15 protein-coding genes, 1 tRNA gene and 1 riboswitch are annotated in these 23,474 nt (G+C 60.1%); of the genes, 5 read left to right on the top strand and 11 right to left on the bottom strand.

The features are described 5' to 3' along the window. Positions 1-96: 96 nt before the first annotated feature. Positions 97-933: a helix-turn-helix transcriptional regulator gene (locus ABRA89_RS12515; protein WP_349941816.1), complete on the top strand. Its 837-nt coding sequence runs from the start codon at positions 97-99 to the stop codon at positions 931-933. A gap of 517 nt (positions 934-1,450) precedes the next feature. On the opposite strand, the gene ABRA89_RS12510 is transcribed toward ABRA89_RS12515, so the two are convergent. Then, positions 1,451-3,268: a DUF262 domain-containing protein gene (locus ABRA89_RS12510; RefSeq protein WP_349941815.1), complete on the bottom strand. Its 1,818-nt coding sequence runs from the start codon at positions 3,266-3,268 to the stop codon at positions 1,451-1,453. 143 nt (positions 3,269-3,411) lie between these two features. On the opposite strand from ABRA89_RS12510, the gene ABRA89_RS12505 reads away from it, so the two are divergent. Continuing rightward, complete coding sequence (locus ABRA89_RS12505; RefSeq protein ID WP_349941814.1) at positions 3,412-3,774, top strand: hypothetical protein; 363 nt, start codon at positions 3,412-3,414, stop codon at positions 3,772-3,774. Positions 3,775-3,813: 39 nt separating this feature from the next. Here the strand turns inward: ABRA89_RS12505 and ABRA89_RS12500 are convergent, their stop codons facing one another. Then, positions 3,814-4,614 carry a metallophosphoesterase gene (locus tag ABRA89_RS12500; RefSeq protein WP_349941812.1) on the bottom strand — a complete coding sequence of 267 codons (801 nt, stop codon included), beginning with the start codon at positions 4,612-4,614 and terminating at the stop codon, positions 3,814-3,816. On the opposite strand from ABRA89_RS12500, the gene ABRA89_RS12495 reads away from it, so the two are divergent. Continuing rightward, positions 4,613-4,753: a hypothetical protein gene (locus ABRA89_RS12495; RefSeq protein WP_349941811.1), complete on the top strand. Its 141-nt coding sequence runs from the start codon at positions 4,613-4,615 to the stop codon at positions 4,751-4,753. The genes ABRA89_RS12500 and ABRA89_RS12495 overlap by 2 nt on opposite strands. Before the next feature lie 129 nt (positions 4,754-4,882). Here ABRA89_RS12495 and ABRA89_RS12490 read toward each other — a convergent pair whose 3' ends face one another. Genes ABRA89_RS12490 through ABRA89_RS12470 form a run of 5 tightly spaced genes read right to left on the bottom strand, consistent with a single transcriptional unit; the run spans position 4,883 to position 17,876 of the window. Continuing rightward, positions 4,883-10,909 carry a DEAD/DEAH box helicase gene (locus ABRA89_RS12490; RefSeq protein WP_349941810.1) on the bottom strand — a complete coding sequence of 2,009 codons (6,027 nt, stop codon included), beginning with the start codon at positions 10,907-10,909 and terminating at the stop codon, positions 4,883-4,885. Positions 10,910-10,912: 3 nt separating this feature from the next. Then, positions 10,913-13,084 carry a hypothetical protein gene (locus ABRA89_RS12485; RefSeq protein WP_349941809.1) on the bottom strand — a complete coding sequence of 724 codons (2,172 nt, stop codon included), beginning with the start codon at positions 13,082-13,084 and terminating at the stop codon, positions 10,913-10,915. Continuing rightward, on the bottom strand, positions 13,084-15,597 hold the full coding sequence (locus ABRA89_RS12480) for a hypothetical protein (RefSeq protein WP_349941808.1): 2,514 nt from the start codon (positions 15,595-15,597) through the stop codon (positions 13,084-13,086). The genes ABRA89_RS12485 and ABRA89_RS12480 overlap by 1 nt, the downstream gene beginning before the upstream one ends. Positions 15,598-15,628: 31 nt before the next feature. Then, on the bottom strand, positions 15,629-16,033 hold the full coding sequence (locus tag ABRA89_RS12475; RefSeq protein WP_349941807.1) for a very short patch repair endonuclease: 405 nt from the start codon (positions 16,031-16,033) through the stop codon (positions 15,629-15,631). Next, a complete protein-coding gene (locus ABRA89_RS12470; RefSeq protein WP_349941806.1) occupies positions 16,026-17,876 on the bottom strand; it encodes a DNA cytosine methyltransferase in 1,851 nt (616 codons plus the stop codon). The genes ABRA89_RS12475 and ABRA89_RS12470 overlap by 8 nt, the downstream gene beginning before the upstream one ends. Before the next feature lie 170 nt (positions 17,877-18,046). On the opposite strand from ABRA89_RS12470, the gene ABRA89_RS12465 reads away from it, so the two are divergent. Then, positions 18,047-18,391, top strand: coding sequence for a hypothetical protein (locus ABRA89_RS12465; RefSeq protein ID WP_349941805.1), 345 nt, complete (start codon positions 18,047-18,049; stop codon positions 18,389-18,391). A gap of 322 nt (positions 18,392-18,713) precedes the next feature. On the opposite strand, the gene ABRA89_RS12460 is transcribed toward ABRA89_RS12465, so the two are convergent. From ABRA89_RS12460 to ABRA89_RS12445, 4 genes are all read right to left on the bottom strand, one after another. Further along, the gene (locus ABRA89_RS12460) at positions 18,714-19,835 is read right to left on the bottom strand and encodes a hypothetical protein (protein ID WP_349941804.1); all 1,122 of its coding nucleotides are present in this window, start codon (positions 19,833-19,835) and stop codon (positions 18,714-18,716) included. Between the two features lie 19 nt (positions 19,836-19,854). Further along, on the bottom strand, positions 19,855-20,820 hold the full coding sequence (locus tag ABRA89_RS12455; protein WP_349941803.1) for a hypothetical protein: 966 nt from the start codon (positions 20,818-20,820) through the stop codon (positions 19,855-19,857). 435 nt (positions 20,821-21,255) lie between these two features. Beyond that, positions 21,256-21,332 (bottom strand) — tRNA-Arg (locus ABRA89_RS12450). A 158-nt stretch (positions 21,333-21,490) separates the two neighbouring features. After that, the gene (locus tag ABRA89_RS12445) at positions 21,491-22,132 is read right to left on the bottom strand and encodes a thiamine diphosphokinase (protein WP_349941802.1); all 642 of its coding nucleotides are present in this window, start codon (positions 22,130-22,132) and stop codon (positions 21,491-21,493) included. A 136-nt stretch (positions 22,133-22,268) separates the two neighbouring features. Beyond that, a riboswitch (TPP riboswitch) is annotated at positions 22,269-22,377 on the top strand. An 82-nt stretch (positions 22,378-22,459) separates the two neighbouring features. Here ABRA89_RS12445 and thiB point away from each other — a divergent pair. Then, positions 22,460-23,464, top strand: a complete 1,005-nt coding sequence (thiB, locus tag ABRA89_RS12440; RefSeq protein ID WP_349941832.1) for a thiamine ABC transporter substrate binding subunit — start codon at positions 22,460-22,462, stop codon at positions 23,462-23,464. The last annotated feature ends 10 nt before the right edge of the window (positions 23,465-23,474 follow it).

Genomic DNA, 23,474 nt, shown 5'->3' with positions numbered 1-23,474 from the left:
GGATATCCTCACATTGAAGAGAGCCCGAATTTGCGCGTATCGTTACCCTGTTAAAGTGGTGACTTTATCAGGGTATGAATTGCAACAGGATCGGCCATGACCGCAGATGCGCCCAATCAACTCGGAAAATATCTGCGCGATCGCCGGAGCCGACTGGATCCGGCCTCGTTCGGCTTCGACGGCGGTCGCCGCCGGACACCGGGGCTGCGCCGCGAGGAAGTCGCGGCTCGATCGAACATCAGCCCGACGTGGTACACCTGGCTTGAACAGGGCCGCGGCGGTGCGCCTTCGGCGGACGTTCTCGACCGGATCGCCAAGGGGCTGATGCTGACGGAGCCCGAACGCGAGCATCTCTACATGCTGGGTCGTGGCCATCCGCCCGAGGTGCGCTACAGACCGGTCGAAGGCGTGACCCCGCGTCTTCAGCGCGTGCTCGACGCCATGCCGCTCAGCCCCGCCATCATCAAGACAGCGATATGGGACGTGGTGGCCTGGAACCGGGCGGCCGCCGCATTGCTGACCGACTATTCCAAGCTGATCCCGAAGCAGCGCAACATTCTTCGCCTCATGTTCGGGAATGATCGCGTTCGCGCGAAGCAGGAGGATTGGGAAGGCGTCGCCCGTTTCGTCGTGGGTGCCTTCCGCGCGGATGTGGCCCGAGCGGGAGCAAGCGAGAGCGAGGCCGTCGCGGCGCTCGTCGACGAACTCTGCCGCGCGAGCCCGGACTTCGAAGCCCTGTGGCAGGACAATAACGTGGTCGCCCACGGCGAGGGCGTGAAATGCATCAGGCACCCCGAAGCGGGGACACTCAACATGGAATTTTCATCCTTCGCGGTCGAAGGGCGGCCCGAACTCGGGATGATCGTCTACAGCCCCGCCTCGTCTGCTGATGCCGAGCGACTGAGCGCCCTTATGGAGAACAGAACCGATTGATCGGGTCGGAACGGCGGCGCCCGGCCCGCCTTTGACATTCCGCACTTATCTCGAGACCGAGAACGACGCCGGCAAGGTCAAGGATGCCGTCAAGGATCGAACGCCCTGATCCCATGCCGACCTCGAACCATCCTCGTAGGGCCCGTCGTTCTCGGCAGGCCCTACGTTTTCGGGACGTGTCAGCCGACGCGGACGACAGTGTTCGGATCGAAGCCGGACCGCTCTTCGGCGCGACCGAGCGGGTTCGCGACGATCCGTGTCGCATCGATCCGATAGTCCGCGACCATTTGGATATGGCCGTGGTCCCATAGCGCTGGGCTCCGCGACGCGATCTCGGACTTGTGGTCGCTTGCTCAGCAATGATTCAGCCTGTCGTTCGAGATCGACAACGGTGGCGGACTGGCCCGTAGTGCATGACTACGATCGTCCGCACTGGGTCAACGAAGGCTGGCTCCGACGAGCTTGCATGAAACCGATGGCGACGCTTTCATAGTGAAGCGACGCCAACTGAGCATGCCTAAATCGTCATCGCGAAATCGCTGAGAACGACGTGCCGTCTCTTGATAGCGACTTCATCCCATACCGGTCTTTCTTCCGTCCCCGTCGCGAAATCCCGAAGCTCATGCTGCGACTGCAGGAAGGCGTACTGCTGGGTATCGAATGGTCGGCACCCCTTGGAGGCGTTGCCTGCTCTCGTGTCCAGAACGAGATTGCCCAAACGGTGCAGAATATGCTGTTCGAAGGTCTTCGCCTCTTCGCCTTCTGCCCATGAAACCTTGCGGGCGAGTATCGCCTGCTCGTCCATATCGGACGGGTTCTGCGGTATGATGTGATCCAACGTCAGTTGCAGACGAGTGCCTCGCTTCTCGATCATCTCCCTCCACGGCATGGGAGGCTGGGCATTACGTCCTCCTCTACCTCGCAGGTGGTTCTCGTACCGCCAGAGAAGATAGCGTGCCGGCGCGCGAACGCCGTAGAAGTGCGGGGTGTCGAGACCTTGGACGGCACGGTTGGCCAGACCCCACCGACCTTCACCACTCATGTCTTCGAGGAGCGCGACCATTCCGTCGAAGTCGCCTGCAAACCAGTTTGCTGCTCGCCTGAGTTCCTCCACGCCCATATCCGATCGGCCATTTCCTACGGCGGACCGGAACGCGAACCTGTTCATGGCGCGACATGTACGAACGAACCCTTCCTTCCCTTCGCTCTCATCGAGTGTCCAGCACTTGAGGAGCAAAGGCCAGAACGTTGCCACGCGTTCGAGGACGAACAGACCGGCCAAATCCGGGTATCGATCCCTGGCGAGCAGGATCTTATGCACCGTCTGGAAAGTGCTTCGAAGGCGTGACGTGAAATCGAGTGTCCATTGTGCACGATCCGCGAATTCCGGCTTTCGGGCAGTTCGAAGCTTTTCCGTCTCGAGGATCAGGCGGACCAAAGCCTTGGGATGTCGCCAACCTTCGAGATCGCTATCATTGCGGCGTATGCGCTCATAGGGCTCGTTTGCCACGAAATGGAAGCCGAGCACGGCGTCCTCATCAGGGCACATCGGTTCGCCAGCGATCCTCTCCGCAGCCCGATAGAGTTCGGCGAAATTCGTCTGGACCCGTTTCAGGTATCCTTCGGTGATCCGCGGGTCGCCGCCGTGCAGATAGAGGCTGTGCATCAGAAAGCTTTTGAGGCTTTCGAGATCGGTCAGTCTCTTTCCCCGATCGTTCTGGAACTCGAAGATCTGCGTCGCTTCGGCCGCGGTGTCGACGGCGTAGGCCAGCACGTTGGCGTTGGCGAGGACATCGAGTTCCGTCAGAATTTCCTTCGGATCCTCGCTATCCATCCTCTTGTCGAAGAACGTTCGTGCCTCGATCAATCTTCTCTTCGAAGGAGTGTCGATGGCGCTGTCGGACGGAAAGCCGTCTCCGAGGACGTACTCGTCGAAGAAGCCGTCGTCCTCGCTGATTGTCTGCAGCCGCCTTCCGGCCCGTGGACCGACGAAAATGTCGTGCAGATCGGGAGGGGATGCGTGATTCTTCGCTTTGAGTGTCCGCAGAGCGCTGGCGACGAGGATGACGCTCGTCGTCATTCGTTGCTGGCCATCGACAATCGCGTAGACGTTTTCGGAAGTGGAACCGCTGTTCGAGGCATCGCCTGTCAGAAGAAAGGTTCCGAGGAAGTATCGGCGATCTTGCCGGAACAGCGGGACGTGCTGATCGATGTCGTCCAGAAAGTTCGTGAGGTGCGGCTCATCTTCCCATGCGTATGCGCGCTGGTACTGAGGGATGACGAATTTGCCCTGCAGGAGGAGGGTCCGCAGTGTCATCTGCCCGTTCTCGATCATGCGATCTCCTCGCCTGGTCATCAATAGCCACTCCGACCTTCGACGATCGCGGCCTATTCATTCTGCGCATCGAAGATACGCTTGTCCGCCCTGACGTCCACTACCAGCGGGGGCCAGCCCTATCAGCGCAGGTTCCTCTTCTCATGAGGCTCCCGATTCCTGAAATTCGCGTTCTTCTAAATAAGAGTGCGGGCATTCCGCCCGCAGGCACGCAAGCCTACATAACTGAAATAAATTCAATGACTTATCTGGAAATATCCATTGCAGACGCGGGCGACCGCGCCGATTTCAACGGCAAGATCATCGCGCAGCTCGACCGCAAGCTTGAGAATCTCTCGGCAGCAAGTCCTGGCGCCCGCAAAAGCTTCTTGTTTCAAGCCTTCGACGCAGCAAGAAAGAGGTTCGACACCGCTAACGGCTGGATGTGCGAGGGGGAGCGGCCGAAGCGGCTCGTTCACGAGAATGCACGTCTCGAAGACATGCTGTCAGAGAATTCGGCTCTTTGATCGACGCCGAAAGATCGGGTCAGACTATGGCCCGATCTTTCAAAGACGCAATGTGAGGTTCGGGTCGAAGCCGGACCGCTCTTCAACGCGACCGAGCGGGTTCGCGACTATCCGCGTCGCGCCGATCCGATAGCCCGAAGCCGCATGAATGTGGCCATGAACCCATAGCGCCGGGCGCCAGGCCGCGATCTCGGATCCGAGATCGCTTGCATAGCAATGGTTCAGCTTGTCGTCCGGGATCGACAACGAACGCGGACTGGGCGCGTGGTGCGTGACGACGATCGTCCGGGCGGGGTCGCCGCCGTCGGCGAAAGCGTCACCGAGGAATCGCATCGACGCCCGGTGCCAGGCCAGGGTCTCGTCAGGCGTGATCCGCCGCGACCGCCGCGTCGACGAATTGCGATGGATGAAGTGATAATCGTTCATCCATCGGTTCGCGTCCGCGAACGCGTGGCGCCGGCTCGCGTGGTGCCGTGACCGGAGATCCGTCCACAGGGTCGCGCCGAGGATCCGGACGTCGCCGAAATGCGCGACGTCGTCGGACAGGAGCGTGACCCCGCGCCGTGCGGCGAGATCCCGGCCAGCGGCAAGCTCGTCCTCGACAGTGAAGCCGAAGGGCGATCCGTCGCGGTACCAGTCGTGATTGCCGGGCACGTAGACGACCGGGCTGCCGGCGAAGCGATCGGCGAGCCACGCGATCGACGACGTCAGGCGCCCCGCGCAGTCGCCGGCGACGATCGCGACGTCGAATGGCGCGGTGATCTCCGTCGCCGGGTCGAACGGGCGGCCGCCATCGTTCTGATGGAGATCGGACAGGATGAGAAAGCGCGTCGGACACATGACGCATGACCTCGGAAACGGCCGGACCAGGCGTCCGGCGAAGAAAGATCGGCCCGGCGTGCGGGCGAGTGAAGACGATCGCTACCGGCGTTCCAGCCGGCGCGTCTCCTTCTTCGTCACGATCATTCTCGATGCGTAGGTCATCTTTCTCACGTAGCATCGCTCGTCCCACAGTTCCAGTTTTCACTCGTGCATATCGTGAACGAGTGAAAACCTCGGTGGGTGATCTGCCGGGCGGAATGCACCGAACGAAGACAATTTCCGTTGTTCAGCCGATGGTCGAATTCTTGATTGCCCAGAGCGGGCGTCTTGCAAGCTCGAACGTATCGATCAGCACAACACCCGGCGCGAGTCCGAGATCCTCTCTGAGGCCCTCGTGCTTCCATAGAGGATGAATGATCACAGCCCACTTCTTCCTTTCGGCATCGATCGTGAATGCAGGCAGATCGAGACGCCCGAGCTTGCCGTCCCTGCACTCCGGTACGAAACTTTTCGCCTCGCTTACGTGCTGGTTTGCATGCGCTCGCCAGTCCCGCAATTCGGGATAGGCATCGAACTCGCCATCCTCCAATCCGCACTGGAACGTGGGGTCTTGCAGTGCTCGCAGATACGAAAGACCCAACCGCCAGTCCAGAAGACCGTGCATGTTCCGATTGTTGTACCGCTGCAGGCATCGGTAGCACGACATAGAACACTTGGAGGCGTGGTCGGCCTGCGTGAAGGCGTTCAGCGGCCACTTCGTGTCGTCTGTGAGTATGCTCTCGATGATGTTGTCGATCGAGCGACGTCCGCCCTTCTGGAGATGTCGGCAGAATCCAGAGCCGTTCGTCAACGTGTCCGCGATTTGAAGAAAGATCGTGCGCTTCCCGTCGTCTTCCTCGACGACACGAGGGGCCAGACTCTCGAATTCTTCGGGAGCCACGTCGAGTTCGAGAGCGGCACGCTGTATCAGCATCTGCGTGGCCGAGATGGCAGCGGCGCGTACGCTGGTCTTGCTCTGATCCGTACGACGAAAGACGTCGGAGGCCTCAAGATCGGCAATACGTAGCTTCGGCGAGAATGTGGACGTCGAGATTTGCAACGAGTTCGTGACCTTCGACGACGAGAGCCAACCGTGCCACGGCTCATGCTCGTCGAGGACACCCCACCTGTCGTCCTCGCCCTTCTGTTCGCTTTCCAGCAGGGTTTCGGGACGGATCGCCTGATCCGTCAGGATGTTCTTATAGAATTTATTTCCCGTGTCGGTCTTCTGGTACCATTTGGCGGCCTTCTTGTCCGTCGTCTCCTGCACGACGAACCCTTTCGGTTCGCCATCTTCGGTATCTTCTCCAGGATTCACGAGATGGATCTTGGCGTGCTCGGCGAAACGGATCTCGATATTCCCGTTCTTGGTCGTCTCCGTAGGTTTGCCGATGTTGGCGAGTGTCAGAATACGTCGCCCCTTGGAAACCAGGTCCTCCGTACGCGGATTGAAGTCGGTTCTGTAGGCACCGGGAGAGAAGCACTCGCGGGACCTGGCTGGATCGAGTTCGGAACCGCATGTCCCGCATTCTTCGATCGGAACAGGCCCGACGCTCTTCTCCCAGTTTCCGCAGGCCGGACAAAAGGAAAGGAAGAAATGGTCTCGAGCCCAGTGCTGATGCGGCTCTAAAGTCATCTCGCGTTCGTTCGGCTGAGGGAGAGGCCCAGTGAAGCCGACGCAGAGATGCCTCTCCTTGTCTTTCGGAATCACGGATCCGGGTGCGAATTCGAAGATCGCCATATCCTGATCGCGATCGATGGTGTCCCACACTGGTTTTCGGCCGGAAGCCGTGTGCTTCATCGAATGGCCGGTGTAGAGATTCCGGGTTCGTGTCGGCATTCCGTAGAGAGGTAGAAGGCCGCTCTCGGCGAGTGCCGACGCGAGACCGAGCGAAGCGCCGCCGTCGTTGGTCGTATTCGCGGCGACGGTGTCGTCCTCTCCGGCATCCTCGTCTTCCGCAGTCGCGAGTTGGCCGGAATATTCTTCACGAAGTCCCTCGATTTCCCGCAGAAGTCTTTCCGTAGTCACACCCGCCAGAAGCTCGTCGCGATCGATGTTCGCAGCCCGAGCCAACGTCTCCGCATATGCGAGACGATAGCCGTCCGTTCGCTCCAGGGCATGCGCGAGCCGCTCTGGCCAGTTCGATTTCGGTGCAAACCATTCGCGGCAGGTGACGAACTCGCCATGGATGTCGGGAGGAATGGCTCTGTCACCTTCCCACGATCCGCCACTCTCTCTGCGTAGCAGTTCGAAAGCCGCGACGAGCCAGAACTTGCGAAGCAGGCGCGACGGAATGTCGGTCAGACCTTTTGTGAGGAACGGCGGTGGCGGTGCATCGCCGGTGATCGCGATCGGATTGCGGAAGTAATGGATATCGTGGCTGCGGCTTCGGCAAATGGTGACGACCGAGGAGAACGCTTGACCTCTTCGGCCGGCTCGACCGACGCGCTGCTGATAGTTGAAGCGCTGCGGCGGCATGTTCGCCTGGTAGACCGCCTGAAGAGCGCCGATGTCGACACCGACTTCCATGGTGGTGGTGACGGAAATGAGATCGATCTCACGGGACCTGCTGCGCAGATCGAAAACGTCGTCCTTCTCGCCATCTTCCTGAACGAAGATCCCCTTGAACCTCTGAAGCCGGTCGCTCGGATCTCCGGTCTGGCCGGTCAGTTCCTCGCATCGTAACCTGAACGGACGATCGCCCTCCAAAGCCCGAACGACGCGGCGGCCCAGGAAGTTGTCGGAGCGGAGAGACTCTACGTCGCCCGACGGTGTTTCGTCCATTGGCTCACCACAACGCGTACAAGCGCCCAGTCCTCGATGAAGATGGACGCGCGAGCAGTTCGTGCAACGCCAGAATGGATCGGAGGGCTCCACGGTTCTGAAGCTTAGGCTCGTGACGTCTATGCGTCCCTCCGTCGTCGGTTGGTCATGCTCCCGTAACCAGGTCAGGAAACCGTCCAGTTCCTTTGCCGCGTCGTCCTTGAATATCCGACGTAGAATCTTCGAAACCCTCGATTCCTGTCTTCGTCCCATGGCGTCCGCAGCATCGTTCCATGGCGTGTAGGAAGCTTTTCCCTGTTCTTCTCGCGTGTATCGGTTCGGTATCACGCGATAGGCGTCTGCGAAGATACGTAACCATGCGTCGCGCTTCTGGTCCTCTTCGCCGTAGGCTTTGCGCCCGACGAAACTGGGATACCCGAGGCCCGTCTCCTCGAGTGCGAAATAGGTGCGACTGAACAGGAGATCGGCTGCTTCGATCCTCTGGTCCTTGTGCAGTTCCTTTCTCGCTCGTTCGGTCTTGTCGTGTTCATCGAGATCGTAGCGATCGATCCATGCAAAACCGTTTTCCGTCTCGACGAAATGTTCGTTCCAGGACTTGCCGCCCAGCTTGTTCTTCGGCGTGTCCGCGCCTTCCTTCGGGTTGGCGCCGATCGCGATCATGTCACGCAAGACTGGTCGAACCGTCAGTTCCTTCTCGTCGTGGCCTCTAGAGAACTCGAGGATCTGCTGCAGAGGAAAGGACGGAGGATGCTTCTGCCCCGAGATCAGGCCCTTAAGAGTTTTCAGCCGCTTCTGCGCTTGTGTCCATTCCGGAGTGTCGGTCTCGTCCTCCTCCAGAAGTTCGGCGATTTTCGCCTTGACGACCTCGTATTCCGCTTCCTCTGCCGGCGTCGCGACCTCCGTGAGCTTCTTGTCGTTCGCCGCGACGACTAGAAGCTCACGACGAAGGTCGCGTTGGTGCTGGACCTCGACGTCCAAGGCGAGGGTAGCCGCGTCTCGTCGGCTATCAGAGAAGGCTACGAGCTTTCCGTCTCCTCCCTGCGCCTTCAGGTACGCGACGAGTTCCGTGGCGAGAAGCTGCGAGGTCTTGCCGAAACCGGTTCGGAAGCTTCGGATAGGCGACAGCCTTCCCTCTCGTCGGATGCTGTTCTTCGCACGGAAGCGTTGATAGTAGTCGGTGCCGCAGCGCGGGCAGCAGTATGGTACCGCGCTGGCAACGCCGTCGGCCTTTCTTCCGTGTTTGTCTTCGGTCTCGTTCCGCATGAGCAGCCGGCCGGACACGCTACCTTCCGAAGAGCCGCTCCGGACTATGCCCGTAGCGGGGTCCAGATGCCCTTCGATCCAGGAGTAGTGCGGGTCTTCCCCTGCGACCGGGACCTTCGTGCCGGGCCAGAAGAGAGCGAACTCTTTGTATGTCGCGTCTTCGAAACGGCCCGTAGTGGGGCTTTCGGGTAGTCTTTCCAGGTCCTGCGGGGCGGGAAGCAGCGAAGTTGCCGTACCGTTCGTGCCTCCGCCCCTGCGCCCCCCGACGACGAGATCGCCGCAGGCTTCGCAGTACAAAAGCTCGAAGCGTCGACGCGGTCTCTCGCCTTCGATAGTCGCGTCGAACGCTTCGCCTCTTTCGATGCTCGGAAGGCCCCAGGAGTACCCGTCGCCTGTCGGCATGATGGACGCGAAGAGGCCTTCTATGTTTCGAAAGAAACAGTGGATCCGGAAGCTCGGAAGCGTTTCGACCGCCTTTCTGGACGGTATGAAGCTTTCGTCCAGAAGACCGTAGGGCAGGTCGGGAACTGCGCGAACGACCGTGAGGCCTCTGAAGGCCATTTCGTTCTCTTCGCCGAAAATCCGCTCCGAAAGCGTTCTCGAATGTCCGGGGCCGGTCTTGCCATCGGACTTGCCGAGGGCTGCTGCGATCGCATAGGCCGCGATACCGACCGCCTCTTCGAATGCCTCCTTCGAAAGCTTCGTTCTTCCCGTCAGCGCCAGTACGGCATCGCCGAGGCTGTTCCGAAAGGTAGTTATGCGTTCCGGCGTGGTAGTCCCCAGATCAAGTCTGCTTCCGAGTGCCTCTAACAACTTGACGTCGGCGATCTTCTTCGGATCCTGCAGCGGCTCCTGCACACCAGGCACCACTGCGGCCTTCCAGCAGGCGGCGATGTCGGCAGCCGTGTCCTCGTTTTCCCGGAAGGTACCGGCGGCACCAAACATGTCGAAGAGGTAGTCGAGGCTCGCCGTCGCGTCCTCTTCGTCATCGACCGGGAGGGATGCGCTCGACGCCAGAACGCGAAGCTTGTGGCGATGTTCGGGAAGATCGAGGCCGAGACGATGCAGGAGAATTCGCAGGAGGCCCGCTACTTCCGCCCCTCCGCTTCCTCGAACCAGATGGAGTTCGTCCATGACGAGGAAAAAACGCGCATCCTTGTTTTCGACGATCCATTTCCGCGTCTTGTCGATGATGGGGCTGTCCACCTCGCGGACCAGCATCGCATTCAGAATTGCTTGGTTCGTGACGAGGATATCGGGCGGAGTTTCCTGCATGTCCCACCGGGAGACTGTTTCCGAACCTCGCGGATCGGCAAACAGAAAGCGATGCCTTTCCGCTCCCTTATCTTCTGCCAGCCGCTTTTCGTCGGAAGCACCGACCTGACGACGGATGTCGTCTAGAAGCTGCATGTCCTGTCGAAGTTGATCTCTGCGCCGCTTGTTCTGCTTCTTCCAGCCGCCGTCTTCCGCCAAGCGCGGATGCCGGTGAAAACCCGTTACGGGGGTCTTTCCGGTGTAGCGACCGAAGAATATCCTGTTCCCCGAGAATCTCCTGTCCATGACGTCCCGCGCTTCTTCGGAGTCGAGCGTCTTGCGAAGGCGGGTCATCTGGTCTTCGACCAGCGCGTTCATCGGGTACAGGATCAGCGCCCTGACCGCCTTCGGGCGCTCCGGATGCTCGTTGGCGCGCTGGAACTTGAAATGCCTCCTGGATCCCTTCTCGAACCAGGCGGGAGACAGTTCGCCTTTCGGAGCAGGCCAGAGAGTCGCTTCTCTCGCGATCGAAGCGATGATCGGAAGCATGAAGGACTCCGTCTTGCCGGATCCCGTTCCGGAGGTGACGATTCCGGGCATGCCATCCTGCACGCCCTTGCTCAGCATCTCGATCTGATGCGTATAGGGGCGATAACGTCCCTTCAGTTCGGCGCCTTCGGCCCGGTCGAAGAGACCGCTGAGGGCAAGCTCGACAAATGCTCGACGTTGTTCGGGCGTGAACTTCGGTAGGACCGACTCGCCTTTGCCTCCTAACAGTTCCTCCAGACCGAAATCCGACTGTCGGTATCGCCGGACAACCTCGAAGATCGGATCGAGCGCCAGATTTCCGTCCTCCATGAGGAGCGATCGTCTGCGTTCGGCCATCTCCCGATCATCGATCCGGAATGCCGTGTCGAGATAGGAGATGAAGAACTGCTTCGATCTCTCGAAACCGCCGATCGGGTCGAACATCGACTATTTCCTTCCGTCCGTAAGAGTGATCAGCCATTTGTCCTGCGGTGGCGTCTGGCCAGCCACCTGTAGAAGCCACGGAATGCTCGTCTGTATCGACGAAGCGATTTCGTCGGCTTCGACGTCTCCCGCCCAGGACGCAGCTTTCGCGACTTGCCCCATTATCTGCCGCAAGCCGGGTGTGAGAATCTCCGTATCGATGCCGGCAAGGATCTCCGCGACATCCGCAGCGCTTTCTCCCCGGGGATAGGTCCAGCCCCTCAGGTCGCGACGCTCCTTGGTCGACAGCGGACGTGTGATGCCTTCGGCCTCGTATCTCACAGTGCCGCGCAGCGCAGACAAAGATGCCTGGCCATCCTCGCCGGTCACAGTCGCAGAGACGACCAGATTCGGAGGAAGAGCGCGAGAAGAGCGTCTATCCAAGATACCGTCGATCCAGAAGCCGAATGGCGCGAGATCCAGGTTGGCCAGAACGGTCGGAATGATGCGATCGGGATTCGCGATCGCCACCTCTACGGCCGAAGCGAACGGTGTCTTTCGGACGGTCGATCCGGAGAAGAGGTCCTCGAACGAAACGATGGTGGGATTGCAGAACTGGACGAAGTAGTTTGGGCCACCGACCAGGTTCGAAAATGCGTCCGCGACCTCCATCGCCTTCGGCCCCACGAACAGGGGCAGTCTTCCGCAGACTGCAAAACCGAACATCGAAGCCAGGGCGGCAGATCCGATCCCGATCTTCGACGAGACCATCTCGATAGACGCTGTGCGAGCGGCGGCAGTCTCGTCTACCGGGCCATTCAGACGAGCGTCCGACCGGATCTCGCCGGAGACCTCGTGAGCGAGTGAGCGAATGAACTCGCTGTTCCGCAAAAGTTCGGTCGGATCGAACGTAGCGACCTCACTGCGATCGGCGTTGGACGCATCGATGGTCTTCGCCAGCGTCTCGACCAGTTCGGCATTCTTTCGCGCGTCTCCGATCAGGGATTGGAAATCCGAAGGGGATATGCCGTACAGCCTATTCAGAGCGCTCTCGATCTTCCCGTCGAGGCTGGACTCGACTTCGCGCACGGCCAGAACTCGATCTTCCAGACGAGCGGTCGCCTCCTCGATCAGCTTGCGTTTAGCGGCAAGGTCGCGTTCAACGACTTCGACCTCAGCCATCCGTTCGGCTGCGAGTTCATCGATCGTCGCTTCGACCTCGGCGACTCTCTTGCTCTTCTCGGCCTCGACGAGGTCGTCTATCTCGCTGGAATAGCGGGGAACATTGCGGACGACTTTCGGAAAGAGATCGATTAGACGGTCGCGTTTCGCAAGAGCGTCGAGAAGACGGCGAAAGTCGCGTTCGTCGCGATCTCCGGCGACCGATTCGATATCTTGGAGGACGACGTCGCGTATCTCTTCTAGACGGGCGGTAGGCGCCTGCGCTCTCTCGAACGCTCTCCTCATCCGATCGAAGAGCGCGGTCGTGGAAGCGATGATCGTGGCATCGTCTCGAATATCTTCCACTACTCGTCCCAGTATCTCGGGTCTTTCGGCGAAGAGGAGGGCTCGTTCCTTCTCGATCCTGACCAGCGCGATGCCAAGTTCCATCTCGACCAATTCGACGTTGGCTATGTCGACCGATTTCGAGAGCAAGATACGGCCGTCGCGTACGGTGTAGTTCTCCCGAAGGCAGTACGTGTCACCATCGATCAGGATCGCGTCGGGGACGATGTCCGGTCCACACTTGACCTGCCCCTTCTTCAGGGACTCGAGCAACTCATGGCGCGACTGCGCTTCCGGTTGCCAGACGACCCAGAGACGGTGGGCGTCGTCGGCTCTTCGCCAGTCGTCGGCAATGCCCAGTTCCGTCTTCCAGGCAGGCGGCAGGGGCGAAGGCTCGCTGTCGTTCTCGAACGAGAAATACGCGCTGTCGTTCTTCTTCGATCCGACGAGCGGCGGGATCGGACTTCTAGACTGTCTCGAGAGACCCGTTCCCGTCGACTTTTCCGAAAGCCCCGAGAGAGCCCAGATCGAACCTTGTTCTGCGAAAACCATCTTGCTGGAGACGACGTTGAAGGGCTTTCGATCTGCGATGCTGCGAGCCGTGTGATTGATCGGCTCGACCGTGATCTGTCCGTCGGACCTTCGAGACCGGACCCTCACGATTGGAGATTGCTTCGTGATCGCGGACATCAGCATGAGGCCATCCGGTAAGAGTTCCTTCGAGTGATGAGGCGACCGGCTACGTAGACCGGTCGGTCCCCGTGGATTCTCGACGTCGCGTAAGAGAGAGCCCATTGCGGCAGGATATTTTCCACGGGCACTTCGACTAGGCGACAGAGAGAGTTGACGATTTCGAGGCTCAGTCTGTCGGCCGGATACGCGTAGGAGAAGCCATTCGTCGTCTTGACGGGTCCAGCATTTCGGAGATGGGTGTTTCCCAGCCATCTCCCCCAAGCGGCCGGAAGATAGTCGAGGCGCCCTCCTCGACGGACGATTCGCGTATCCGTCGCTTCGTAGGGCCTCGAAGCGCCGAGATCCCGATAGCGGAGCAGGGCTAGGGTGGGCGAATGGAATGTCTCGACGGAAGACGCGGTACGAACCGCGTAGACGGGCGCTCTCTCGTCCTGCGAGTATTCGTGGCGCTCCAGCCTGATCGGCTCACTCGACGGCTTGGGATCGAAGTACCCCTTTTCGGGTCTCCACGTACTCGGTTCGTCTCGATCCTCGATCGACAACGGCGTGCTCCAGGCTGCCGCCGAAGTCCGAGAGATGTTCGGAAGTCCGATGTCTTCGATCGCGAGACATTCCCGCAGACGCTGGTCTATTTTCGGCGACACTTCGATCAGAAGTTTTGGAAGTGACCAGTTCCCGACTCCACCGATCTCCTTCGTGCGCAGCCCGCATTCCTTCGCGCACGTGATCAGGCGTTGGTAGGTCCGCAATGGTGTCGGGCCATCGAGCATGTGCCATCGGTTGCCTTCGATCGACACGGATCGGAGGCGTAGCGGCCTCAGGAAAAAAAGGCGTCCCGGATATCGTCTGTTCGAGGCAGGCTCGAACCATCCGGCATCCACGAATGCTCGCGCGATGTCGAAAGGAGAAGGCTCGACTTCCCCGTCTCGGGCACGGTCGCAGAGATCGATGAAGTCCGACATCGTCAAGCCGCGGCGCCCGCGGGCATAGAGGGCCTCCCCGAGTGCGATCAGCTTCCGATGCGGATTATACGCCGTACCTAGTTCTCGGGCCGACTCGGAATTGGCTGGGCAGGTATCCAGAAGGTCGCCATCTTCCGATATCGCGACGTCTTGGGACAGATGCCTGATCTGACCGGACTGGTGCTCTTCCGCCAATTGAACCAGATTCAGCGAACGTCGAGTTTCGCCGAGTACGATCGAGACCTTTCCGGGCCCTATCGCCTCAGGCAGAAATGCAACGTTTCCGCGCGTGGACATCTCGTGAATCTTGCCGTGGTGGAGCGCTGTAGGTTTCACGGCACCCGAGAATTCGAAGCTAGGCGCCATCGGCCACATGCCGAGGCATGATCCGCCGACGCGAATCGCATTCTTCATCCGAAAGTTCGGCTCGGTGCTGCCTTCATGCCCCGGAACTTCGAGTTCGGTTTCCGCGAGCCACCAGCCTTCCGCGATCTGACTCGATTCGATCGTCAGCTTCCGGCTCAGCCTCTCCTGCCGGCGATCGAAGAGAGCGTAGCGAGACTGGCATTTCTCGGACGTTGCCCAGCGCCCGAAGCCGAGCGGATCGAGGTATACGGCACCCTTTTCCAGCGCACTCTTCAGCCATTTCGCGAAATGGTCGCGTCCCTCTATCGGAGAGGAAATACGTTCTCTCGATTGCCCGGGATGGACCACGAAGAACTGAGCCTGACCGAAGTCGTCGATGGTAAATTCCAGATTGGCGATCGGTCGCTTTTCTCCGACGACGCGAACCCAAGCTCGATCGAACGCAAGGTCGTGTAAATCGAGGCCGTTGATCGATACGGATCTTCGCCATTCATTGAATGCGTCACGAAGGCCGTGTCCATATTGCGAACTACAGAAGTCGGCTATTTCTCTGTTCGTTGAGAACGCCGACATCACGGCATGCCGATCGAGTAACGGCTCCTTTCGCGATTTGTCTTTAGCCGAGTTCTTCTCGATCCGATTGCGCAGCTTACGCAGCTTGGTTAGATGGCGCCAAGTTGGGAATGGCAACGCTACGGTTTCGCCGACGTAGCGAAACCCTCCTTCAGGGAGACGCAACTCGATGTCGTACTTTCTGGATAGGTAGTCGGCGAGCAAGTTCCAGAGCTTGGGCAGTTCCGTCAGAACTTTAATCGGCTGTCCGAAATGGTTCTCGATCAACAGTCTGATGTCGCGTTCCCCACGCTCTCGATACCCTGTCGCCTGGATCCAGCATAGATACACCAAAAGCGGGATGAAACGCGGTACACGTAGAGGCTTTTCACCCGGTCGACTGGAAGGCTCGAAGTCGTAAGGGATCGGATGAGCACCAGAGAGGATCTTCGTGACCTTGGATACGCTCGGCAATTGGCGACGGAACGCGGACGAGATCGCATGCCCGTCTTCGAACCCGAAGCGTTCGGCGAGATCGGCATCCGAAACCTCTATCCGCACAATGGGTCCACGACTTCCCGGACTCAGGAAGAAGCGGTCGAGACACCAGCTTTCGAAGTCGTTGAGCATCTACTATCCTCTGGGGCGATATGCTCCTACCTCAGATTGATTCGTTCAATAGCTTTTCGAGCCCATCCTGATTTCTGGTTTCGCATTCCCATACGACGATGACCTTCCAGCCATCCGCCTTCAGATTCTCAATCGCTTTGCGATCACGTTCGACGTTCCGTGCGAATTTCGCTTCCCAGAATTCGGTCCGTGTCTTTGGCGTCGAGGCGAGGCGGCAGCCTGGGTGTCGATGCCAGAAGCATCCATGGACGAAGATCGCCAGCTTCCTCTTCCGGTTCACGATGTCGGGCCTTCCGGAAAGATCCTTCGCCTGTAGCCGATAGCGCACTCCAAGAGCGGTAAGGGCGCGCCTTACCGCGAGTTCGGGCGTCGTGTCCTTCCTTCGGACCCGACGCATGAGTTCGCTGCGGAATGGATCGACGGGCGGCTCAGCCAACGTTCCGGTGTCGGTCTGCGAGCGCCTTCGGAGCCGTCGGCGAGATGATCCGGATGCCGGTCACGGTCAGGCAGGAGGAATAGTCCTCGCCCCCGGAATGCCCATCGAAAGAGAGCGTCATGGCGACCAAGGGGCGGACCTCGAACGTCAGATCGATCGTCTGGTCTTCGTCGTCGGTTGACACCGATACCGGAGCGTCGGCGATCGATCTCTCTCCGAATAGGTTGGCGATCAGGACCACGCGATTTCTGACATAGCCGAACGGTACGTCGATCCGGTAGCGTCCGCCGGCTTCGGACATCGCCGAAAGCAGCCTGGTGATCGCGACGTCGAGAGGATCGATCTTCTTCGTCGCGCTCTTCACGATGGGAACGGAAAACGAGGTCCGGGTGTCGGATCGTGAGAGGATGTCCGCGAACGACGCGTTGTCGTGCGTATCGTCTCGGAAGAGCTTCTCGAGGGGAGCCAGTGCGACGCTGTCGCGAGCCGCTCTCCGCTCCGAACGTGCGTAGCGCAACGGGATCGTCGCGTCTCGCCGGTGGCCGTTCTTCGAAACGATCTCCCGTTCGATCTCGGGACCCCACCCCTTCGGCCAGTAGGTACCGCCGCCGTAGCCGTTCTTGCCGAGTTCGGATTCGGTCCTTCGTCCGGTAAAGCGGCGGACGGCTTTCGGAAACCTCCGGTTCTCGTTGATGGTGTCGATCGTCAGTCTCGGGGTCCTGCCTTCGGATCCCCCGATCAGGTGCCGGACGATGGCCGCGAAGCCGTATGGAGGGACGGCATTCCCGACCTGGCGGTACTGTGCGGTCCGGGGCCCGTGGAAGACGAAGTCGTCCGGGAAGCCCTGAAGCCTCGCACCCTCCCGGACGCTGAGAGAACCATCGCGGAGCGGGTGCGTAAAGCATCCGGAGGTGATGTTCGCGAAGCCGGCGGAGATCGTATAGGCCGGAGCCTCTTCGTGCAGGCGGCCGTACAGCGTCGCGTAGTCCGTCATCCGGACTCTCTGGAAACGCTCGGGAAGTAGGTCCGCCGGAATATCCTTCCAGCTTCCACCCTGCGGCACCGTTGCGATCCGGGCGACGTTTAACGGCGTGATCTGCGAACAGAGGTGGTTCCGCAGCTTCCTCTTCCTGTCGCGCAACTCCGCCTGGTAATCGTTGGCGGCCGGCGACGGATAGGTCAGGGAGTCGCGTGGATCGTCGGTGGGATTTCGACCGTAGAGGTCCGAGAGCGCGTCCTTCACGGTCCTGTAGGGCGGAAGACCGGAACTCTCCTCGTTCGAAAAGGTCGGAGCAGGGAACGTGATCGGATCGTCGGTAACGGTCGCGATCAGGATGAAGCGATTGCGCAGTTGGGGCAGTCCGTAGTCGGCGAAGCAGACGACGTCGGCGGCGACGTTGTAGCCGCGCTTCGAAAGGAACTGGAAGAGTTCGCGCACGATCGCGAGATTATTCCCGTAGACGATGCCGGGAACGTTCTCGAGCAGGATGTTCTTCGGCTTGACGCCCCGCTCGATGAAACCGTCGAGCAGTCGGGCGAAATGAACGAACAGCGCATTGCGCGGATCGCCTTCGTGGAAGATCCCCATGGTACTGACGGCCTGACAGGTCGGCCCGGCGAAGAACCAGTCGATAGCGGTCAGTTTCGCGGTTTCGATTATGCTGGCGGCCGACACCTCGGCAACGTTGCGCGTCTCCACGATCGCCTTCGGATGCCGCTTCTTGAAGGTTGCCGTCGCATAGCGGTCGATGTCGAGAGCCCATCTGATCTCGAGACCGGGTATGGCCATCTGGGCGCCGGCGGACATGCCGCCGCAACCGGAATAGAGATCGATCGCCTGCATAAGACCCTTGCTACCTCAGACATCGAATCATAGTCCGAACATAGACGAAACTGCCCGGAAATCTCTAGGCGATAAAGCCTTGTCGATAAGCAAGGTTAAAACCGGGGTCGAGACTTGCGGCTCGAGGGGCCATTCTTTTTGCGAAGCGAACTTCCGGGGAGAGCGAAAGAATGTCCAGCGACGAGAAACGGTTCAGGGTCTTCCTTGCCAACTGCGGAAACCCGGATTTCGAAGAGGATCCGGACGAGCCCCTGCCGGAGACGCGGAGCGGATTCTGGGTGAAGGCGGCCACGTTGCGGGAAGCTTCACGGATCTGCGGTTCGTACATCGCCGAGAACGACCTCGGCGGTGGGAACTGGAGCGGAGGGGAGGTTCGACTACGCGAGAGCGACGAGACCGTCGCTCGCATCAGCTACAACGGTCGCGCGTGGGCCCCTGAAGATCCCGGAATGACCGGCAATCGTTCAGAAATATCTTTGGACGAAGACTTCTCTGAAACGCGACCTGCACTGTGAAAGGCAGGCTATCGTTGTTAGCGCGCGACATACATGAGGCCGCGGCTCTCTCGTGACATCTAAGACGACTGGATCAAGGGCATTGTGAAATCGGAACGGCAATTCCTTGATGCCAGCAATGGCGACGAATGGCGTCTCTTTCAGAACGTGCTGGACCGTGAAGAGGCGTTGAAGGTGCGAAGCGAGGGTTGGAGAAACTGACTGCAGTGTTGGTTGCCCGAAAAGCCCGGCGACCGAAGTCGCCGGGAAGTCTGCAACACGAAATGCCACGGTCTTCCCCGCCGCCACCCGCTGTAACCCCGCGAGCCGGGATTCCGTCTCGTCAGGCCACCTCGTCCTCGCAGGCGTCCAGCCAGACCCATTCCACGCCTACAACAATTCCCCAATTGCCCTTCGCGTTCGGTCGACGCCAACGCGGAGCATCCATCTTCCGCAGTAGGTCGAGCGCCTCGTAGTAGGACTGGACGCAGACCTCGCTTCCCTTCGCACCGATCTGGTAGCCGCCACCGCGCCTGGTTTCGGGTAGGAACAAGGTCCCGTCCTTTGCTTTCGGAACCTGAGTGCCGTTCCGCATCATCTGGCCAGTCGGAACGGACGCTTGGGGGGGATTGAGCGGAGCATCTTTGTCGACGCGGCTTGGCGTCAGCCGGCGGATTTCAGGTTCGGATGGGGTTGCCGACCGAAGGTTCCTCACTTTCGGTTCGTAGCCTGCTCCGCGAACCGCCTCATCCGCCAATCGCGCCTTGTCGCCCTGCCTCCCCTCCGCTCTCGCAAGCCATTTCTGCTGATGGCTGATGGACGTACCGGAGCAATGCGCGATGTGGACGAACGTAACACGGTCATCCGAGTAGGCGACCTCGCTCAAGCGCTTCAGGCCAGGTCGAACGCGGGCGATACGGTCGAAGCAGGCCTCGACGTAGTCGTCGTCGTTCGACATCAGGACGACGAGGCGAAGCCGCGAAGGGAGATCGCTCAGAAACTGATCGATGCAGTTGCCAGCCCAATCGGTGCCGTCCCGCCGACGCGAGAGAGCATTGATGATCTCGCCGGACTTGGATGCCTTGTCGGATCCGGCCGGAACATGGGCGATCGAGCAACGGATCAGCGACCCGAAGGCGAAGTCGGGTTCGTCCTTCTGGAAAAGATCGTTGAAGGACCGGTCCATCGGCAGCACTCCGAGGCTGTCGAGGCACTCGGCGAGCCGATCGCGCATTCCGGCGAAGGCGATTGTCTCGAAAGGCTTCGAGAGGAAGGGGCCGGACTGGCGGACCCCCTTCGAAAATCCGAGCACGAGAATTTCCGGATCGGACGCTCCCCAGGCCATGGGATTGTTCTCGAGGACCCACCCGTTTTCTTCGATCGAGGTATGACCCCATTCGGCACAGCCACCGAAACAGCGGGCACACGAGATCCGGCCGTGCGCCGGAAGCGACGACATCGTCATGGAAATTCCTTTCTGGGTTTCAGTTGCCGGGTTGCGAGGAGCGGAAGCGCTCGACGTGTTCGTTCATTTCCCGCTGTGTCATCCGGAGCCATGAGACGGCCCGCACGATGCCCCAGTTGCCCCGTGGGTTGGGTCGTCGCCACGCGGGATAGGCAAGCTTCTGCAAATGATCGAGCGCGGCTTCGTATTCGGAGAAGCGCTTCTCTCCGCCCTTCGCGCCGACCGAGAATTCGCCGTTCCTGGTCAGTCCCGGATGGAAGATCGTGCCGTCCTGCGCCTGCGGCACGAACCAGACCAGATCCTCCACGATCTCCTCGACCGGTTTCGAGATGTGCGGCCAGTAGGACCCCTGCGTTCGCCAGGTCGACGGATGGAAGCTCTCGCGGCCCTTGAGCCATTCGAGCGCCTCCTTGGCCGGCACCTTGCCTTCGACCGGTGTCATCGCGCGATTCGCGCCCGACATGAGATTGCGTAGTCGTCCTTCGGAGACACCTCCGAAGATCGCGAGGGCAATTGGTTCGACCGGCTCGTCGTGATCCAATGCCCATCGAGCTTTCGCGAGCGTCAGCGTGTTTTCAAGATCGGTGTCGGCAAGGCCCCAAGCAGCGAGCGGCGCACGTGCGACGAAACCGGTCGCTGCCTCGAGCGTCTCCCGGAGAAACTCTTCATGTTCTTCCGGCGTCGACGAGGGGCCGGTAGCAAGCCCCCGATGCGCATAGGCGTTGAGCGCCATGAAGACCTGCCCCATCGGCCAGTTCATGGGCATGGAGACGTCGAAGTCCTCTGCCCAGGTCTCCTCGTTGTCGAGCCGCTCTCCTAGAGTATTGAGGTAGGCGGTCATTCCGCGATTGGCGGCTTCGTCGCCTCCGATCTCGGCGAGGAAACGTCCGCACCCGAGCACAAGCTCTGCGATGTCATGCGGTTCGTAATCGCGTCCGTTACCGAATTCGGTTCCGAAATATTCTCCAGGCTCGTCGCGCTGCATATCGTTTCCGTACCCTCGTGATATCACATATTCACGTTTTCCTGTTCTGAGATAGCGCTGCGCTTCCGTTTTGGCAATATGGCGTGAAATGTTTTTATCACGCTTCGCGGATGGCATGCGGTGGTCATGCGGAAAGCGCTTTGATTTCGGGGGGTGTCGCTGGTGAATTCGCGAGGGACTGACACACAAGTTCCCCTGCACCCGCAAAACGAGAGGCCTACCGGCTAGGGTCAAGCAAAGCCGGACCGATCGCGAATCAGTCCGAACGCCGACCGAAGGTGGCCCAAAACGGCCTAAGCTGAATACAGCCTTGGGTTGATTCGAGAATTAACCATGAATTTTGCGAAATCGCCGAAAGGGCTTGATTCCAGCCTGAAACGAGGAAAAGTTACAGGCTATAGCGGTTATGTTGCAGATTATGCGTCGCGCCAGATTTGGTGATCCCGACAGGATTCGAACCTGTGACCCTCAGATTAGGAATCTGATGCTCTATCCTGCTGAGCTACGGGACCACGCGAGGGAGCTTATAGGATAAAGTGCAGCGGCGCGAAACCTGTCGTGGAGCGCTTTTCAACGGCAAACCCTGTCTACTGGCAAAGCGCGGTGGCGAATAAGCGGGTATAAGCGCTGGCGGGGCAGAACCAGTGGACCCGCACGATCCGTCCTTTCTTCAATGCGCCGCCGGGTCCGTCTGGGCGAGAAGCAGCGCCGTTCCTCTTCCGATAACGACGGAGATCGGGCCGGTCGCCTCGTTGGACTGGGTGAGGATCGAGGTGAACGGCACTTCCACATCGTCGAGCGGATAGACGGCGCCGGTGATCGTCAGGCCGGTGATGTCCGAGAATTTCAGGATCGAGAACTGGGTTCCGGGCTTGAGATCGATCTCCAACCGCTTGCCGGGCTGGAGCGGCCAGCCGCGCTCGCGGCCGTCGTCGAGCTCGATCGAAAGGCCCTGTTCGGCGTATCGCAGAGCCAAAACGAGGTTGGAGAAGGCGTGGTCGCTGCGCGGGCCGCCGAGCGCGCCGGCAACAATCATGCTGGTCGCGCCCCGCTCGATCGCGGCCTCGATGGCGAGCTCGCCGTCGGTCTTGTCCTTACCAGTCGGGTAGGACAGTGTTTCGATCGCGCTTGTGGTTTTGAGCGAGGTTTCGGCCGAATCGAAGTCTCCGAGCCAGAGTTCCGGCTTGAGGCCGAGGGCGTTGGCGTGGGCGATCCCGGCATCTGCCGCGATGATGCGGCAGGCCGCAAGGCGCGCCTTCAGGCGCTCGGTCGGCTCGATATCGCCGGCAAGAAGAACTGCGAATTCCGTCATCGGCGTGAGAATGGTGCAGCAGCGGCTTCGGCCAAGATGCACCGATGTGGCGTAACGACGATCAGAAGACGCACACTCACTATAAGTCGACCGCTCGGGCCGCTTCCCTTCCAGCCAAAACGCTTTAGTGTTCCCGGCAGCTCACACGGGGTGCCGCGTATCCGACGCAGGCTGAGAGGCGAACTGCCGACCCGTCGAACCTGATCCGGGTCATGCCGGCGGAGGGAATGAGGGCGCCGGCCACGTTTCTTCGTAGCCAAGGCTCGCCAGCTTCCTTTCTAAACGATGTCGAGGGAGGCCACAGTGGCATATTTGAAGTTTTCATCCATCCTGGCCGGTTCGGTCGCCATCGCTTTCGCGGCGGGCTATACTCCTTCGGCTCTTGCGCAGGATGGCGAGAAACCTGTGCTTACGGTCTACACCTATGAAAGCTTCGTGCCGGACTGGGGGCCGGGCCCGAAGATCGAAGAGGCCTTCGAGGCGACCTGCGAATGCGATCTCCAGTTCGAGGGGCTCGCGGACGGCGTCGCGATCCTCAATCGGCTGAAGCTCGAAGGCAGCTCCTCGCCGGCCGATGCCGTGATCGGCCTCACAACCGATCTCGTGCCGGAGGCAAAGGCCACCGGCCTCTTTGCCCGAAGCGAGACAGACCTCTCGCCGCTCTCGCTGCCAGTCGATTACGACGACGATACATTCGTGCCCTTCGATTATTCCTATCTCGCGGTGATGGTGGACACCGAGGCCGCCGGGGACTGGCCGAAGAGTTTAGACGCACTCGTCACCGGCGATCCGGAACAGAAGATCGCCATCGAGGACCCACGCACATCGACGCCGGGCCTCGGCTTCCTGCTCTGGATGAAGGCGGTCTACGGCGAGAATGCACAGGCAAAATGGGAAGAGCTGTCGAACCGCATTCTTACGGTCACGCCCGGCTGGTCGGAGGCCTACGGCCTGTTCACGTCGGGCGAAGTGCCACTCGTCGTCAGCTATTCCACATCGCCCGCCTATCACATGATCGAGGAGGAGACCGAGCGATACGAGGCCGCCGAATTCTCCGAAGGCCTTTATCTGCAGATCGAGGTCGCCGGCATGCTGGAAAGCACCGACACGCCGGAGCTTGCCCGTGAATTCCTCGACTTCATCCTCACCGAGGAGTTTCAATCGGTGATCCCCACCGGCAACTGGGCCTATCCGGTCATCGAAGGCATCGAACTGCCGGAGGCGTTCGGCAAGCTGATCGAGGTTGAGAACCCTCTTTATATCGACCCCGATACCGTCGCGGAGAACCGCCAGGCCTGGACGCAGGAATGGCTGGAGGCGCTTGGCCGCTGATCGGCGCGGG

Source organism: Fulvimarina thalattae, from assembly GCF_040239565.1.
GTDB lineage: Bacteria > Pseudomonadota > Alphaproteobacteria > Rhizobiales > Rhizobiaceae > Fulvimarina.
Note: the sequence above shows the minus strand (reverse complement) of the source record. Positions and strands in the feature narration are given on the sequence as shown.

Excerpts from the sequence above, each read along its gene's own strand:
- ABRA89_RS12515 (WP_349941816.1), top strand. The coding sequence starts at position 97 with ATGACCGCAGATGCGCCCAATCAACTCGGAAAATATCTGCGCGATCGC.
- ABRA89_RS12485 (WP_349941809.1), bottom strand. The coding sequence starts at position 13,084 with ATGTCCGCGATCACGAAGCAATCTCCAATCGTGAGGGTCCGGTCTCGA.
- ABRA89_RS12445 (WP_349941802.1), bottom strand. The coding sequence starts at position 22,132 with ATGACGGAATTCGCAGTTCTTCTTGCCGGCGATATCGAGCCGACCGAG.
- ABRA89_RS12510 (WP_349941815.1), bottom strand. The coding sequence starts at position 3,268 with ATGATCGAGAACGGGCAGATGACACTGCGGACCCTCCTCCTGCAGGGC.
- ABRA89_RS12490 (WP_349941810.1), bottom strand. The coding sequence starts at position 10,909 with ATGTTCGACCCGATCGGCGGTTTCGAGAGATCGAAGCAGTTCTTCATC.
- ABRA89_RS12480 (WP_349941808.1), bottom strand. The coding sequence starts at position 15,597 with ATGCTCAACGACTTCGAAAGCTGGTGTCTCGACCGCTTCTTCCTGAGT.
- ABRA89_RS12505 (WP_349941814.1), top strand. The coding sequence starts at position 3,412 with ATGAGGCTCCCGATTCCTGAAATTCGCGTTCTTCTAAATAAGAGTGCG.
- ABRA89_RS12470 (WP_349941806.1), bottom strand. The coding sequence starts at position 17,876 with ATGCAGGCGATCGATCTCTATTCCGGTTGCGGCGGCATGTCCGCCGGC.
- ABRA89_RS12500 (WP_349941812.1), bottom strand. The coding sequence starts at position 4,614 with ATGTGTCCGACGCGCTTTCTCATCCTGTCCGATCTCCATCAGAACGAT.
- ABRA89_RS12495 (WP_349941811.1), top strand. The coding sequence starts at position 4,613 with ATGACGCATGACCTCGGAAACGGCCGGACCAGGCGTCCGGCGAAGAAA.
- ABRA89_RS12455 (WP_349941803.1), bottom strand. The coding sequence starts at position 20,820 with ATGCAGCGCGACGAGCCTGGAGAATATTTCGGAACCGAATTCGGTAAC.
- ABRA89_RS12460 (WP_349941804.1), bottom strand. The coding sequence starts at position 19,835 with ATGACGATGTCGTCGCTTCCGGCGCACGGCCGGATCTCGTGTGCCCGC.
- ABRA89_RS12465 (WP_349941805.1), top strand. The coding sequence starts at position 18,047 with ATGTCCAGCGACGAGAAACGGTTCAGGGTCTTCCTTGCCAACTGCGGA.